The sequence below is a fragment of the Dyella terrae genome (assembly GCF_022394535.1).
In the GTDB taxonomy this organism is placed as follows: Bacteria; Pseudomonadota; Gammaproteobacteria; order Xanthomonadales; family Rhodanobacteraceae; genus Dyella.
On record NZ_CP089414.1, the window covers coordinates 4940651 to 4955289 of the forward strand.

The 14639-nt window shown below is 64.0% G+C and carries 12 protein-coding genes, 1 pseudogene and 1 riboswitch; of the genes and pseudogenes, 5 read left to right on the forward strand and 8 right to left on the reverse strand.

What is annotated here, in order from left to right; translation table 11 throughout:
* Positions 1-155 precede the first annotated feature (155 nt).
* The 6 genes from DYST_RS21890 to crcB all read right to left on the reverse strand — a co-directional run bounded on the left by DYST_RS21890 (position 156) and on the right by crcB (position 6102).
* Positions 156-665: a hypothetical protein gene (locus tag DYST_RS21890; RefSeq protein WP_239948395.1), complete on the reverse strand. Its 510-nt coding sequence runs from the start codon at positions 663-665 to the stop codon at positions 156-158.
* Positions 666-809: 144 nt separating this feature from the next.
* Positions 810-3047 (reverse strand): DNA topoisomerase IV subunit A, encoded by a 2238-nt coding sequence (parC, locus tag DYST_RS21895; protein WP_239948397.1) that lies wholly within the window; start codon positions 3045-3047, stop codon positions 810-812.
* 167 nt (positions 3048-3214) lie between these two features.
* The gene (locus tag DYST_RS21900; protein ID WP_239948399.1) at positions 3215-4090 is read right to left on the reverse strand and encodes a TraB/GumN family protein; all 876 of its coding nucleotides are present in this window, start codon (positions 4088-4090) and stop codon (positions 3215-3217) included.
* 104 nt (positions 4091-4194) lie between these two features.
* Positions 4195-5340, reverse strand: coding sequence for a cyclopropane fatty acyl phospholipid synthase (gene cfa / locus DYST_RS21905; protein WP_275666984.1), 1146 nt, complete (start codon positions 5338-5340; stop codon positions 4195-4197).
* A 24-nt stretch (positions 5341-5364) separates the two neighbouring features.
* Positions 5365-5709: a DUF190 domain-containing protein gene (locus DYST_RS21910; protein ID WP_102303952.1), complete on the reverse strand. Its 345-nt coding sequence runs from the start codon at positions 5707-5709 to the stop codon at positions 5365-5367.
* 9 nt (positions 5710-5718) lie between these two features.
* Entirely contained in the window at positions 5719-6102 is a 384-nt protein-coding gene (gene crcB / locus DYST_RS21915) for a fluoride efflux transporter CrcB (RefSeq protein WP_102303953.1), read from the reverse strand.
* A gap of 77 nt (positions 6103-6179) precedes the next feature.
* Positions 6180-6260: riboswitch (Fluoride riboswitch) on the reverse strand.
* 91 nt (positions 6261-6351) lie between these two features.
* On the opposite strand from crcB, the gene DYST_RS21920 reads away from it, so the two are divergent.
* On the forward strand, positions 6352-7620 hold the full coding sequence (locus DYST_RS21920) for a multidrug effflux MFS transporter (RefSeq protein WP_102304020.1): 1269 nt from the start codon (positions 6352-6354) through the stop codon (positions 7618-7620).
* A 59-nt stretch (positions 7621-7679) separates the two neighbouring features.
* On the opposite strand, the gene DYST_RS21925 is transcribed toward DYST_RS21920, so the two are convergent.
* The gene (locus tag DYST_RS21925; RefSeq protein ID WP_239948402.1) at positions 7680-9704 is read right to left on the reverse strand and encodes a S1 family peptidase; all 2025 of its coding nucleotides are present in this window, start codon (positions 9702-9704) and stop codon (positions 7680-7682) included.
* 200 nt (positions 9705-9904) lie between these two features.
* Between DYST_RS21925 and DYST_RS21930 the strand changes: the two genes are divergently transcribed.
* The 3 genes and pseudogenes from DYST_RS21930 to DYST_RS21940 all read left to right on the forward strand — a co-directional run bounded on the left by DYST_RS21930 (position 9905) and on the right by DYST_RS21940 (position 12628).
* Entirely contained in the window at positions 9905-10783 is an 879-nt protein-coding gene (locus tag DYST_RS21930) for a pseudouridine synthase (RefSeq protein WP_239948415.1), read from the forward strand.
* A 66-nt stretch (positions 10784-10849) separates the two neighbouring features.
* Positions 10850-11918 (forward strand): annotated as a pseudogene (locus DYST_RS21935) (class I SAM-dependent methyltransferase).
* Positions 11915-12628: a pseudouridine synthase gene (locus DYST_RS21940; protein WP_239948417.1), complete on the forward strand. Its 714-nt coding sequence runs from the start codon at positions 11915-11917 to the stop codon at positions 12626-12628. Before DYST_RS21935 ends, DYST_RS21940 begins: the two are co-directional and overlap by 4 nt.
* Positions 12629-12654: 26 nt before the next feature.
* Here DYST_RS21940 and DYST_RS21945 read toward each other — a convergent pair whose 3' ends face one another.
* A complete protein-coding gene (locus DYST_RS21945; RefSeq protein WP_102303958.1) occupies positions 12655-12855 on the reverse strand; it encodes a hypothetical protein in 201 nt (66 codons plus the stop codon).
* 224 nt (positions 12856-13079) lie between these two features.
* On the opposite strand from DYST_RS21945, the gene DYST_RS21950 reads away from it, so the two are divergent.
* Positions 13080-14639, forward strand: a complete 1560-nt coding sequence (locus DYST_RS21950) for a protein adenylyltransferase SelO (RefSeq protein WP_239948419.1) — start codon at positions 13080-13082, stop codon at positions 14637-14639.

Below are 14639 nucleotides of genomic sequence, written 5' to 3' on the forward strand. Positions count from 1 at the left end.
CGTCTGATAGGCGCCGTATCACCATGGGTTCAGGCGCGGCCGTTGCCTGCACCACTTCGTCGAAAATGGTCATGTTCGCAGCACGATGGCCGACAGTTACGGACAGATGGTGACCGGAAGCGAACAGATGGCGTTGAGTCACCACATCACGGAGCTCAGCGGCCAAAGTGCCCCTGGCTGCCGCTGACCGAAATGCTCATGCCGCCGCTTGGATGCTCGCAGCTGCCAAAAGCCTGGCTGACCGTGACGCCTGCCCCGCCGTAGCTGCCGCTCATATGGTTACCGGCCACGACGCCGGTGGTCACGGCACCATGAACCTGCGGCTGGTTGTAGGTGGCGTCGTCGCAGGGGACGGTGCCCGGGGCAGGGCCGGCGGCGGCCTGGGTGTCGCCCAGCGCGCCGCTGGTGTCGCCGTAGTAGGTGCCCGGCGGGTCCTTGGTGTAGGCGCCGGTCTGGGCATTGGCCTGTGCGGTGGCATTAGCGTTACCAGACACCGCCTTGCTGGCGTCGGTGGGCGCCGCGGTATTGGAGGCGGCCGCGCTAGCGCTGGAGGCGGGCAGATTGGCCGGCAGCTTGAGGTTGAGCGGCGTCTCGCTGTTCTGGGCCCAAGCCGTTGCGGCGAGCAGGCTCGCGGCAACGAAAGCGGTGGTGCGGACGATCTTCATGGGGAAAAACTCCGGGAGCTTAGGGCCTATAACGCATCACCGTCGCCGATGTGCACACATTGTCGTTGGATTCCCGAGCAAGCGGTGAAGTTCCCGCATCCGTGTAGGAGTGCACCTGTGCGCTCCTACACGGATGAAGCGGCGTCAGCCGGTCGTCTCGATGCGCTCCACGCGGCGCAGGCCCTGCGGCAGCAGACCGCCGCGGGTGGCGCGGCTGCCGCCGTACTCGACCAAGTTCGACCATTTCAGTGTGAGATTGCGCTGGCCGGCGTAGAGCGTGACTTCGCCCTTGCCCTCGGCGACTACCGCAACGCCGACAACCCTTACGCCTGCGGTGAGTTTGGCCTTGGGCACGTCGATCAGCTTGTTGCCCTTGCCCTTGTCCAGCTCCGGCAGTTCGGCCACCGAGAACATCAGCAAATGGCCTTCGGTAGTGACCACCACAATGCGATCGCGCGCGGGGTCAGCGCTGACCTGCGGCGTCAGTACCTTGGCACCGTCACCCAGCGTGATGATTTGCTTGCCGGCCTTGTTGCGGCCAGTGAGTGCCTCGAAGCGGGTTACGAAGCCGTAGCCGTGGTCGGTGGCCAGGATCAGGCGCGTATCGTTGTCACCGGCGGTGAGTGCGTCGAAGCTGGCGCCCGACGGCGGGCTGAAGCGGCCGGTAAGCGGGTCGCCGTTGCCGCGCGCGGAGGGCAGGGTGTGCGCAGGCGTTGAGTAGCTGCGGCCGGTGGAGTCGATCACGGCAATCTGCTGCGTGGTGCGCGCCTTTACCGTGGCGAGCAGGCTGTCGCCTTCGCGGTAGTTCAGTCCATCGGCGTCCACGTCGTGGCCCTTGGCGGCGCGGATCCAGCCCTTCTGGCTCAGCACCACGGTGACCGGTTCGCTGGCGACCAGTGCGCTTTCGTCCAGTGCCTGCGCGGCGACGCGCTGCACCAGCGGTGAGCGGCGGTCGTCGCCGAACTTGGCGGCGTCGGCGCGCAGCTCTTCCTTGATCAAACCCTTGAGCTTGGCTGGTGACTTGAGCAGCACGTTGATGCGCGCGCGCTCTTCTTCCAACTGGTCGCGTTCGCCATTGATCTTCATTTCCTCAAGGCGTGCCAGCTGGCGCAGCTTGGTCTCGAGGATGTAGTCGGTCTGCTCTTCGCTCAGGCCGAAGCGTGCCATCAGCACGCCCTTGGGCTCGTCCTCGGTACGGACGATGCGGATCACTTCGTCCAGGTTGAGGTAGGCAATGCGCAAGCCTTCCAACAGGTGCAGGCGACGCTCGACCTTGGCCAGGCGATGCTCAAGGCGGCGCGTGACGGTGGTGGTACGGAAGCTGAGCCACTCGGTGAGGATGCGCTTGAGATCCTTCACCTGCGGGCGGCCATCCAGGCCGATCATGTTGAGGTTGATGCGGAAGCTCTTCTCCATATCCGTCGTGGCAAAGAGGTGCTGCATGACCTCGGCCGCATCGATACGGTTGGAGCGTGGCACCACGACAAGGCGGATCGGGTTTTCGTGATCGGACTCGTCGCGCAGGTCTTCCACCATCGGCAGCTTCTTCGCGCGCATCTGCGCGGCGATCTGCTCGAGGATCTTGGACGGGCTCACCTGGTGCGGTAGCGCCGTGATGACGATGTTGCCTTCGTCCACGTGATACACGGCGCGCGCGCGCACCGAGCCCGTGCCGTTCTGGTACATCGCCAGAAGGTCGTTGCGCGGCGTGATGATTTCCGCCTCGGTCGGATAATCCGGGCCCTGGATGTGCTCACACAGGTCCACGATGGTGGCGTCCGGATCATCCAGCAGGCGGATGCACGCACTTACCACTTCGCGCAGGTTGTGCGGCGGGATATCGGTGGCCATGCCCACAGCGATACCCATCGAGCCGTTGAGCAGCACGTGCGGTATGCGCGCCGGCAGCCAGCTGGGTTCTTCCAGCGTTCCGTCGAAGTTGGCTACCCAATCCACCGTGCCGTGGCCTAGTTCACCCAGCAGCGCTTCGGCGATGGGGCTCAGGCGCGACTCGGTGTAGCGCATCGCGGCGAAGCTTTTCGGGTCATCCGGCGAGCCGAAGTTGCCCTGGCCATCCACCAGCGGGTAGCGGTACGAGAACGGCTGGGCCATCAGCACCATCGCCTCGTAGCACGAGGTGTCGCCGTGCGGATGGAACTTGCCGATGACGTCGCCGATGGTGCGCGCGGACTTCTTGGGCTTGGCCGAGGCAGCCAGGCCAAGCTCGCTCATGGCATAGACGATGCGACGCTGCACCGGCTTCAGGCCATCGCCCACGAAGGGCAGGGCGCGATCCAGCACCACGTACATCGAGTAGTCGAGGTAAGCCCGCTCAGCGTACTCCTTGAGCGGGATCTGTTCGAAATTGGCTTGCAAATTCATTGGGTTGCATCGTTGGCGTGCGCGCGGGCGGCGCGCTTAACCGGACGATGTTGCCAGAAAGGGGGACCGGGGGGCGAGGGGCAGGGGCCAATCCCCGGTGGCAGCGCCCTTGGGCGCGACCGGGTATCACGATGGTGCAAGAAGCCGGAAGCCGCCGGGGCTCGCGGTTATTCCTGAATGCGGGAGGTCTTGATGCCCAGCTTGCGCAACTGCTCCTGCAGGCTGTCGGGCCCCGCGAGATGGCCCGCACCCACGGCGACGAAGCTCACGCCGGGCTGCTGCATGCGTTCGGCAATGGTTTTCGCCCAGGCCTGATTACGCTCGACGATCAGGCGCTGGTAGAGCAGCGGGCTGTCCTTGCGCAGATCTTCGTCTTCAATGTGGGCGATGGCAGCGGTATTGCCACTGCGCCAGGCGTCGATCAGTTCGCGCAGCTTCGCTGGGCCGTCGGCCACTTCCTTGAAGGACTGACGCAGGAAATCCAGCTGCATGGACTCGGGCAGGTCGGCCAGCATGACGATCTGCTGTTCGGCCGTTTCCAGTCCGTCGACCGGCTTGCCGGCCTGTTGCATGCGGGCCTTGAGCAGCTTGTCCACGCCCTGGTTCGGATCCAGGCCCGCCTGCATCAGCGGCGCCATGGTCAGCGTGAGGGCCGCCAGCCAGGGACGCATGGGTTGGAGCGACGCTACGCCGCCGGGAAGCTTGGCGGTTTCCGCCGCCTGTTCCAGCTGCGTGCGCTCCTTCTCGTCGAGCTTGCTGGACAACGGTTGGCTGAGATCCAAGCCGTGCTGCATGACCAACGTCTGCATGGAGGCCGCGTCGTCGTCGACGATTTCGATGCTCAGGCGCTGACTTTCGTCCAGCGCCTTGTCCAGCGCGGCTGATTTCCAGTTCGTGTCCGCGGGGAGCAAGTGCACCGTGCCGAACAGGTAGACCGTGGCGTGGTCGTTCTTGGCCACCCACAGGCCGGGCAGAGCCGCCGCTGCCGTGACGAGCAGGAAGTTCAGAGCCAGCGCGGCGGCCAATCGTCGAAACAGTTTCAATGCAAATCCCGGAGCAAAGGCGGACAACGTGTTATGGCGGGCATGGGCCTTCAGCCTGCAGATAAGGGCACTATCGTGCGCTGCGTGGCCTGCTGCAAGCGAAATCAGCGGGGAACGCGATAGCCGCCGGGAACGCCGTGGGGGCTTAGCGTCAGCTGCCAGAGCTGGTCGCGTCGGCTGCGGAACACCGCAGCGGATACGGCGAGGTAGAAACGCCACATGCGGCGGAAGCGGTCGTCGTAATGCGCCGAAAGCTGCGTCCAAGCCGCGTCGAAATTGGCGCGCCATGCGGTGAGCGTCAGGTCGTAATCGGCGCCGAAGTTGTGCCAGTCCTCCACCACGAACAGGTTCTGCAGCGCCTCGGTGACCTGGCTGGCCGCTGGGATCATCGAGTTGGGGAAGATGTACTTCTCGATCCACGGATCGGGGCGGCCGGGTGTGCCGTTGCTGCCGATGCAGTGGAGTACCAACAGGCCATCGTCGCGCAGGCAGCGGCGCGCCACCTCGAAAAAGGAACGGTAGTTGAGCGCGCCCACGTGCTCGAACATGCCGATGGAGAAGACAGCGTCGAACGGTTCGTTGAGTTCGCGGTAGTCCTGCAGGCGAATCTCCACCGGCAGGTCGCCGCATAGCTCACGCGCATAGGCGGCCTGTTCCTGCGAGACGGTGATGCCTACGCCCTGCACGCCATAACGTTCCGCCGCAAATTTCAACGCCATGCCCCAGCCGCAACCGATGTCCAGCACGCGCTGTCCGGGCTGCAGGCGCAGCTTGCGGCAAATCAGGTCGAGCTTGGCTTCCTGGGCGTCGTCGAGGTTGTTTGCCTCTGCCCAGTAGCCGCAGGAATACATCAGCCATTTGCCCAGCATGGCCTCGAACAGGTCGTTACCCAGATCGTAATGCGCGCGACCGATCTCGAAAGCGTGATCTCCGCGCTGCATGTTGATGAAGCGCGCCTTCAGGTGCGCCAGCATCGTGTCGAGCGTCTTCAGCTCAGTGTCCAGTTGCGCACCGAGGATGCGCGTGAACATGCCCGGCAGATCCTCGCTGTCCCACCAACCGTCCATGTAGCTTTCGCCCAGGCCGAGCGAGCCGTGCGCGAATACGCGCGCGTAGAGACGTTCGTCGTGCACGTGCATGTCGGTGGGGCGTGCCCCGTCGAGGCGAATGCCGGCATGTTGGAGCAGGCTGGCAGCCCGTGCCTTCAGTGAATCCTGGCTCATGCGTTCCTCGTTTGACGTGGTGACGATGCGAACAGGAGCGGCATGGCGGCTTCAGCTGGCGCCTGGTGCCTTGCTCAACAAGCCGAAGCTTGCGGAAGCGATTGCATACACCGCGTCGACACGGCTGTCGCGCACCGTTTGCAGCAACGCCTGGGCCTGCGCCTCGCTCAGCAGAAACTCCACTTTCACGGCCAGATCATCCGCGAGCTCAAAGAACTGTTCCTCGCGCAGCACGCCGTGCCGACCGAATCCACAGATGGCGCGGAACGCCGAGCCGCCGCCAATGCCCTGTTTGCGCGCGTGTTCAAGCAGCCACTCGTAAACCAGCTTGCCGTCGTGGCATGCCCGCGCATGGGTGTAGAAGCTGAGTAGTACGCCTTGGTGAAGGTTTTCCATAAAGCACCTCTAGCGCAGCACGGTGCGGGTGAGGGCGATGCCGGAGATGGTCATCGCGATGGAGCCGACCAGATGGAGGGCCATGTGGCCGCCGAACCAAAGATACTGCTGACGTAGTAACAGCGTGGTTGATTCCGCCGAGAACGTGGAAAAGGTGGTGAGGCCGCCCAGAAAGCCCGTGGCGGCAAACAGTCGAAGCTCGGGCGGCAGGGATTGGAAGTGGTCAAATACACCCAGTACCACGCCCATCAGCAGGCCGCCGACCAGGTTGGCGGCCAGGGTGCCCAGCGGCACGGTAGGAAAGATGGGGTTGAGCAGCACGCCGAGCATCCAGCGTAACCAGCACCCCAGTACGCCCCCCACGCCGACGGCGAGAAATCCGGTAAAGCCCACGTTGTCGTCTCCTCACTGAAGAACTTCGCTGGAAGGACTTCCTGGAAACAGGCACATGCCTGCGCCCCGGAAAGTCCGGCGGTGCAGGCATCATCAACCCTAAGGGAAGGGTGGTTCGCCCCGGCTGGGGCCGGAGGCATGCCATCTCCGTGTGGCAATCATCGTAGCGGATGATCCCTCGAACGTCATGGCTCGGGAGCAGGGACGCCACCGCTATACTCGGTGCTCCTCGCCCGCCGTGCCAAGCTCATGACATCTTCCCCGCGCCCCGTCCGGCGCAGCCTGCCGTGGTTGCTGGCGGGCCTGTCGATGATCGGTCCGTTCTCGATCGACGCCGTGTTCCCGGCATTCCCGCTGATCGGCGAGCGTTTCGGCGTGGACAGCTCCGGGCTGCAGCAACTGATCAGCGTGTACCTGATCACCTACGCCGTGATGAGCCTGTTCCATGGTGCCATCTCCGATGCGATTGGCCGCAAGCCGGTGATCGTGGCCGGCATGCTGGTCTATGCGCTGGCGTCCGCGGGCGCGGCGATGTCGACTTCCTACAGCATGCTGCTGACGTGTCGCTGCCTGCAGGGTGTCTGTGCCGGCGCCGGTCTGGTTGTTGGGCGCGCCATCGTGCGCGACAGCCTGGAAGGGGCGGCGGCGCAGCAGATGATGTCGCGCGTGATGATGATCTTCAGCGTCGCGCCGGTGATCGCCCCGATCGTCGGTGCACAGCTGCTCTTTCTCAATGGCTGGCACGGCATCTTCTGGGTGCTGATGGGGTTCACCCTGATGATCGCGGTGGCCCTGGTGCTGTTCCTGGAAGAAACGCACCCGCCGGCGGCGCGCACACCGTTCAACGCAACCACTCTGGTCCGCGGCTACGTGAGCTTCGGCAAGGATCGCCCGTTCTGGCCGTTGCTGTTGTCGTGCACGGTGAACTTCGCAGGGCTGTTCCTGTACATCGCCTCCGCGCCGCACATCATTCGCGACCTCCTACATCTGTCCGCGCAGGGATTCCCGTGGCTGTTCCTGCCCACCGTGGCGGGCCTGATGATTGGCGCGTGGATGTCGGGACGCATGGCCAATCGCCGCAGCGTCAGGTACACGGTGAACCTGGGTTACGGCGCCATGTTGGCGGCGTGCGGGCTGCACGTACTGATGGCGCTCATCACGTCCGAGCCGGTGTTGCCATGGTCCATGCTGCCGCTGGTGCTGCATGGCATCGGCGTGCAGCTGGCGTTCCCCACGCTCACCCTGTTGCTGCTCGACCGGTTTCCACAGCGCCGCGGCGGCGCGTCGTCGGTGCAGGCATTCTGCAGCCTGTTGCTGTGCGCGATCGTGGCCGGCGTGCTGTCGCCGCTATTGTCCGGACACATGGCCTATCTGGCGCTTGGCGCAAGCGTGCTGACGTTGGTCGGCTGGTTCGCGTGGCGCTGGTATCTGCGACTGGCTGAACGACCGCGCGTGCCGCATACCGCAGCGGCCGAGGTCGAGGTGGAATTGCAGACGGAAATTACCGAGCCGCGCTGACGTGTGGCGCTAGGCCCTGAGGCGATGCGCGGAGTCAGGCGACTCCGCGCATCGCTTAATCAGTGCTCGTTGACCTGCAGCTTCTCCAGCAGCAGGTTGAGCTTGCCCTTCATGGCCTCTTCGGGGCGTGGTCCATCCACGCCGTAGAACGCCGTATAGAGCACTTCCGGCTTGATGTCGGCACTGGCTTGGGTGCCGCCCACGGCGCCGATGTAGGTCATGTCGTTCTCGCTGTACGGCACGCCATCGTCAGGGTGGCTGCGATTGACGATCTTGCCCCAGTGGTTGCGGAAGCTGTCGTCCAGATCGTCCGAGGGGGCGACGTGGCGGCCGACGGTCACGCGCTCGGCGTTCTCCACGTTGGATCTCACTTCGACCTTCGAGACGTCCCAGATCGTCTTGCCGCGGTCCTGGAAGTAGGACATGCCAAGCACGAGCTGGCTGTCCGCATCGATCTTCTGCAGTGATGGCGTATAGGCGAAACCGATGCGCTTGGACTGGTACTTGAAGTCGTCGCCGTAGTTGAAGCGAATGGCGATGTCCGACAGTACGCTGGGCAACAGGTCGGTGTTGGCCAGAAACTCTTTCCACTGCGCCAGCGTGCCGCTGTAGGACAGATAGACGAAGTTGGCGAGTTGCGTCAGGTCCGCCATGTCTTCGTGCTCGGTGCGGTTGTTGGTGATGCGGACCACGGCCGCATAACCGTCCGGCACCGGCAGCAGGAAAGCTATCAGCAGGCCATTGTTGTACGCCATCGGCCATTCACGGATCTGCCAGCGACGCTGGTAGGCATCGGTGTAGTCGCGCTCCAGCGACGGCTTGCCGAGCGAGGTGATCTTCACTTGCTCTGCGCCCACGCGGCGCTGCAAGGGGGCGGCCTTCAGCGCCAGATCCATGAACAGCTTCGAGTCAGCGTAGAGCTGCTTGCTGGTGACATCGTCAGGCTTACGCAGGTGGAACATCATCTGTTGACCCACCACAGCCCGGCTCAGGTAGCCGTTGCGCGGCAGCACCGCCTTGCTTTCATTGGCTGTCGCAATCGTCCAGTCGCCGTTGCTGTTGCGGTGAAGCAGGGTGGGGAAGGCATTGAGATTGGAGTTGCTGTGCAGCAGGCGGCTCGATCCGGCGCCATGGGGGAACAGAGTGGCGGCATTCTCGGTCAGCAGGTCGTGCAGCTTCTGGTCAACGTCGGCGTTGTGCAGCTTCTGGTAGGTGGCGCTGAAGTCTGCAAACGACTTGGGCAGCGGGAACTGCGCCTTGAACGCGCCGGTGTGCTTCTCCTCGATCACATCCAACTGATAGCTCTCGCGCGTGTCGATCTCGCCGAGATTGGCTGGGGCCTTCAGTACCAGGTCGATAGGCAGCGCATAGTTGAGGTTCTCGTCGGGCGACTTCATCACCACTACGCCGACAACCTTGCCATCCTTGTCCAACAGGGGGCCGCCGCTATTGCCGGGCGAGGCCGCCGCGGAGAAACGCAGCCATTTCCAGCGACCATCCTGCTCTTCCGGCGTCTGCGAGGTGTAAAGGCCGTCGCGGATCACGATACCGGTGCCCAGCGCGTTGCCAACCGCGTAAACCACTTCGTTCATTTCGGGCTGGGTGTTTACCGCGAGCGGGGCGACCTTGGGTGGATCTTTCAGCGTGAACTCGACGAAATCCTCGTGCAGCGAGTAGCGCGTGATCTTGTCGATGGCGTAGACGTGGCCGCTGGCATCGCGCAGGGCCGGTTCGCCCATCAGGCTGTCGATGCCTATCGCGATGACGTGGCCGGCGGTGACGTAACGGTTCTCGCCAATGGCGAATGCGGTACCGACGGAGTAGTACTTGTCCGTGCGCTCCTGGTACGGCAACTGGTCGAGCGGCAGCGGCTTTTCGTAGGTAAGGGGGTCCTTACCGGGTTTGGGGATGACCACCTCGAAGGTCGCGGCCTGCACCTGCGGCAGCACGGCTGGGTCCATCGTTGCGGCATGCAGCGGCGACAGGGTCGCCAGTGCCAGTCCGGTCAGCCATCCAACACGTCGCCACGCGCGCTGGTGCTTCGAAGTAAGCGCTTGCCGAGCGTTGGTTGCCGGCTTATCCATGTGCTGCCTCGTTGTGTTGTCGGCGCGCTGGGTGGCGCCATCCCCTGGGCATGAAAGCCCTGTCCCGCCCATGAGTTTATCCAACGGACCGGGCGTTGGAATGGTGTACGTCGCAAGTTGTGCCGATGACACGTCAGTAGCTTGAGTACCAGTACACCCGAACAGGTTTAAGCTGCGAGCCGCTTCCGTGGAGCCGTCCGATGTCACGCCCGCCCGCTGCCAGTACCGTGCATCTGCCACAGGGATCATGGGATTCCGTGCTGGACGCCCTGTGCGCGCTGTTTCCCCGAATCGAACGCGCCACCTGGGTGGATCGTTTCGCCCGTGGGCGCGTGCTCGACGAGGCAGGCCAGACGATGCGCGCCGACGTGCCCTACCGCGCGGGGCTATGCGTGCATTACTTCCGCGAGGTGCCGCAGGAGGCGCCGATCCCGTTCCACGAAACCTTGCTGCACGTCGATGCCCATCTGGTGGTGGTGGACAAGCCGCATTTTCTGCCGGTGACGCCGGCGGGTGGCTTTGTGGAAGAAACGGTGCTGGCGCGACTGACCCGCACGCTGGGCAACACCGACCTCGTGCCGTTGCATCGCATCGACCGGCATACTGCAGGACTGGTGATGTTTTCGGCCAATCCGGCTAGCCGTGCCGCCTATCAGTCGTTGTTCCGCCATCGGCACATCGAGAAAGACTACGAAGCATGGGCATCGCCGCTGCCGGCGCTGTCCTTTCCGTTGGTGCGTCGTTCGCGCATCGAAGCGGGCGAGCCGTTCTTCCGCATGCACGAGGTGCCAGGCGAGCCCAATAGCGAAACGCGCGTCGCGGTGTCGGAGCGTCGCGGCGAGCACTGGCGTTACGCACTGCAACCAGTCACCGGGAAAAAGCATCAACTGCGGGTACATATGGCAGCGCTGGGCGCGCCGATTCTGCACGACCCGTTTTACCCGGATCTGCCGGAACCCCAGCCGGACGATCACGCGCGCCCCCTGCAGTTGCTGGCCCGGCGGCTGTCCTTCCTCGATCCGCTCAGCGGCGCGCCAAGAGAATTCGTCAGCGAACTGGAGCTGCTGCCCATCGCATGACCGCGCATGGGGCAGGGCGGTCGCGGTTGGTAACATAGGCGACCCAACCAAGGATCGACCTGCCCGATGCCTGCTTTGTTTTCTCCTGCTGCCCACGACGTGGCGCTGGAGGCCCTCTTCGTGCCATTTGATACCGGCGAGTTGCTGCGCCCGGCCGACGGACGCGTGTTGTTTCTGCGCGCACGCGACGGTTTCCGGTTGCGTGAGATGGCGGGAAGGGGCTGGGTGTGCGAGCAGAGTTTCAAGCCATTCGCCGACGCTCTGGTGCGCAGCGGTCTGAATGTGTCGCCGCCGGGTAGCGAGGAATGCTTCCCGATGGTGTTGGTGCTGCCGCCGCGCCAGCGCGACGAAGCCCGCGCGCTGTTCGCGCAGGCCTTGCGCAGGGTATCGGCTGGGGGCGTGGTGCTCGCTGCCGTACCCAATGCCGAGGGCGCCAAATCCGCCGAGGGCGATCTCAGCGAGCCTGGCGGGGCCGCTGCAGCACTTGTCCAAGCACAAATGCCGTGTGTTCTGGACGCAACCTGTCGGCGCGCAGGTGGATGCCGGCTTGCGGGACGCCTGGGCGTTGCTCGATGCACCACGCCTCAACGATGCGGGCCACATCAGCCGTCCGGGTCTGTTCGCCTGGGATCGGGTCGACACTGCGTCGGCCTTGCTGGCGGCGCAATTGCCCCGCGATCTCGCAGGCGACGTGGCTGACCTTGGCGCAGGTTATGGCTATCTGTCGACACAGGTGGTCACGCATTGCCCGGCCGTATCGTCCATCGACCTTTATGAAGCCGAGGCGCGGGCGCTGGAGCCGGCCCGGCAGAATCTCGTGCGTGCGCAGGATGCCAGTGGCCGGGCCGTGGCGTTCTCGGTGCACTGGCACGACGTCACGCAGGGCCTGCCGCGCCGCTACGACGCCATTGTGAGCAATCCGCCTTTCCATCAGGGGCGTGCCGACCTTCCCGAGCTCGGTCGCGCTTTCATCGATACCGCCGCCAACGCCTTGTTGCCGCACGGCAGATTCTGGCTGGTGGCCAATCGCCATCTTCCCTATGAGGCCACGCTGGCCTCACGTTTCAACGAGGTACGTACAGTGGTGACGCAGGACGGTTTCAAAGTAATCGAGGCTCGTGGAGTGCGCGTATGAAGCTGGTCAAGCTGATCGCCAACCTCGGCTATGGCAGCCGGAAAGACGTTGCGCTGATGTTCCGCGAAGGACGCATCACCGATCCGGATGGCGAGGTGCTTTACGCCGACGATAAGGTGGCGCACGAGCACATCCGCGTCGACGACGAACCGCTGGATCCGCCGACGGGCCTGATTCTGATGATGCACAAGCCGTTGGGCGCGACGTGCTCGCGCAAGGACATCGGGCGCGTCGTCTACGATCTGCTGCCGCCACGTTACCGCATGCGCGACCCCTCGCTTTCCACCGTGGGACGCCTCGATCGCGATACCTCGGGGGTGCTGCTCTTTACCGACGACGGCGCACTCTTGCACCGGATCATTTCGCCGAAGGCGCGCGTCGCCAAGGTGTACGAAGCCACGCTGGCAAGCGACCTACAGGGCGATGAAGGCACACTCTTCGCGAGCGGCACGATGATGCTGGAGTCGGAGAAAGAGCCACTGGAACCTGCGGTGCTGCAGGTACTGGAGCCTCGTCGCGTACGCCTCACGCTCACGGAAGGGCGTTACCATCAGGTGCGTCGCATGTTCGCCGCCGTGGGCAATCACGTGGAAACGCTGACGCGTATATCCGTGGGTGCGCTGACGCTGGGTGATCTGCCGCCAGGCGAGTGGCGCGCCCTTGAAGAGCGGGATATCGCGCGCATCTTTGAACCACCGGCGGACGCTTGATGCGCACGCGCGCGTCAGGCGTTCTTTCAGCCGAACGGATTCTGCCGGCGACGCGCGATTTCGTCCTCGCGTCGGGAATGTGCGCCAGGTTGCCAGGAAATCAGCTGAAAGCTGCCTTGCCCTTGGCGTTGGTTATTGCGGACGTCCTGGCTGTCCTTGAGGTTCAGCATCCCTGCCACCAGCTGCATTCCGCGCCCGAGGGCGGAACGTGCGAGAAGCATGTGCATGTTCAGACTCCCGGCCGCCCCTGTGCTGCCGTTTCGACCTCATATAACCAGCTTCACGTGTGATACACAAATGCCAATTGGCACTGAACATCGGCGTAAGTTCTTAGCAAGGCTGTCACAATTTCCACAAAGGTGAACCGCGCAATGTTCTGCGTTTTCTCGGCGAGATCTCCGCTGTTTGTGGCCCGTCCATTCATGGGTGGCCTCCCTGGCCGCGTGTTGTCATGACTCGTCTGACGTTCGACAACGCTTTCGTCCGCGAACTGCCGGCCGATGCCGGGCAGGGTTCGCACCCGCGCCAAGTGCTGGGTGCCCTTTATTCAAGGGTCGAGCCCACACCGGTGGCGGCACCGCAGGTGGTGGCCTGGTCGGCCGAGATGGCGCAGGCCTTGGGTCTCGATCCAGCAGAGATGGCGAGCCCAGGATTGGCCCAAGTGCTGGGCGGCAATGCGCTGCTCGAGGGCATGGAGCCGTTCGCGGCCAACTATGGCGGTCACCAGTTTGGCGTCTGGGCGGATCAGTTGGGTGACGGGCGGGCGATCTCGCTGGGCGAAGTGCTTACGCATGCCGGCGAGCGTTGGGAGCTGCAACTGAAGGGTGCCGGCCGTACGCCGTACTCGCGTGGCGCCGATGGACGCGCGGTGCTGAGGTCGTCCGTTCGCGAGTTCCTGTGTAGCGAAGCGATGCATCACCTCGGCGTACCGACGACGCGCGCGCTCGGCCTGGTGGTGACGGGTGACACCGTAGTGCGCGACATGTTTTACGACGGGCATCCGCAGCAAGAGCCGGGTGCCATCGTGTGTCGCGTCGCTCCCTCGTTTATTCGCTTCGGTAATTTCGAATTGCCGTCGGCGCGCGGAGATATCGCGCTGCTGAAACGCTTGGTCGACTTCACCATCGCTCGCGATTTCCCCCACCTGCAAGGGGCGGGTGAACCGCTGTACGCACAATGGTTCGCCGAGGTGTGCGAGCGCACGGCGCGCATGGTGGCGCATTGGATGCGCGTAGGTTTCGTGCATGGCGTGATGAACACCGACAACATGTCCATCCTCGGGCTCACCATCGACTACGGCCCGTATGGCTGGATCGACAATCTCGATCCGGAATGGACGCCCAATACCACCGATGCAGGACGTCGACGCTATCGTTTCGGTCAACAGCCGAACGTGGCGTGGTGGAACCTCAGTCGTCTTGCTATGGCGCTGGCGCCTCTGTTCAGCGGCACAGAACCTTTGCAGGCAGGCCTCGATCGTTACGCCGCCGCTTACGCGGAGGCCGATCGCGCCAACATTGCTGGCAAGCTGGGCCTGTCGGTGTGCAAGGACGAGGACGTGGAGCGCATGGGAGAGCTGTACGCACTGCTCACGGAGGCCGACGTGGATATGACGCTGTTCTTCCGCGCTCTGGCTGATGTCGACCCAGCCCAGCCCTCGCTGGCGCCGCTACAGGAATCGTTCTACGACGATGCCAAGCGACAGCAACACGAGCCCGCCCTCCAGGCATGGCTCGACAACTACGCATTGCGCGTACGTGAGGACGAACTTTCCGGCGAAGAGCATCGCGCGCGCATGCGTGCGGCCAATCCGCGCTACGTTCTACGCAACTATCTCGCACAGGAAGCCATCGATCGCGCGTCGGAAGGCGATTACAGCGGCATCCAGGAATTACTCGACGTTATGCGCCGTCCTTACGACGATCAGCCGGGCCGCGAGCGATTCGCACGGAAGCGTCCGGAATGGGCCATACACAAGGCGGGTTGCTCGATGCTTTCCTGCAGTTCGTAA

What these genes read in the sequence shown, in the direction of transcription:
- DYST_RS21940 (WP_239948417.1), top strand. Translation starts at nt 11,915, where the DNA reads ATGAAGCTGGTCAAGCTGATCGCCAACCTCGGCTATGGCAGCCGGAAA.
- DYST_RS21910 (WP_102303952.1), bottom strand. Translation starts at nt 5,709, where the DNA reads ATGGAAAACCTTCACCAAGGCGTACTACTCAGCTTCTACACCCATGCG.
- DYST_RS21920 (WP_102304020.1), top strand. Translation starts at nt 6,352, where the DNA reads ATGACATCTTCCCCGCGCCCCGTCCGGCGCAGCCTGCCGTGGTTGCTG.
- parC (WP_239948397.1), bottom strand. Translation starts at nt 3,047, where the DNA reads ATGAATTTGCAAGCCAATTTCGAACAGATCCCGCTCAAGGAGTACGCT.
- DYST_RS21950 (WP_239948419.1), top strand. Translation starts at nt 13,080, where the DNA reads ATGACTCGTCTGACGTTCGACAACGCTTTCGTCCGCGAACTGCCGGCC.
- DYST_RS21925 (WP_239948402.1), bottom strand. Translation starts at nt 9,704, where the DNA reads ATGGATAAGCCGGCAACCAACGCTCGGCAAGCGCTTACTTCGAAGCAC.
- DYST_RS21890 (WP_239948395.1), bottom strand. Translation starts at nt 665, where the DNA reads ATGAAGATCGTCCGCACCACCGCTTTCGTTGCCGCGAGCCTGCTCGCC.
- DYST_RS21930 (WP_239948415.1), top strand. Translation starts at nt 9,905, where the DNA reads ATGTCACGCCCGCCCGCTGCCAGTACCGTGCATCTGCCACAGGGATCA.
- DYST_RS21945 (WP_102303958.1), bottom strand. Translation starts at nt 12,855, where the DNA reads ATGCACATGCTTCTCGCACGTTCCGCCCTCGGGCGCGGAATGCAGCTG.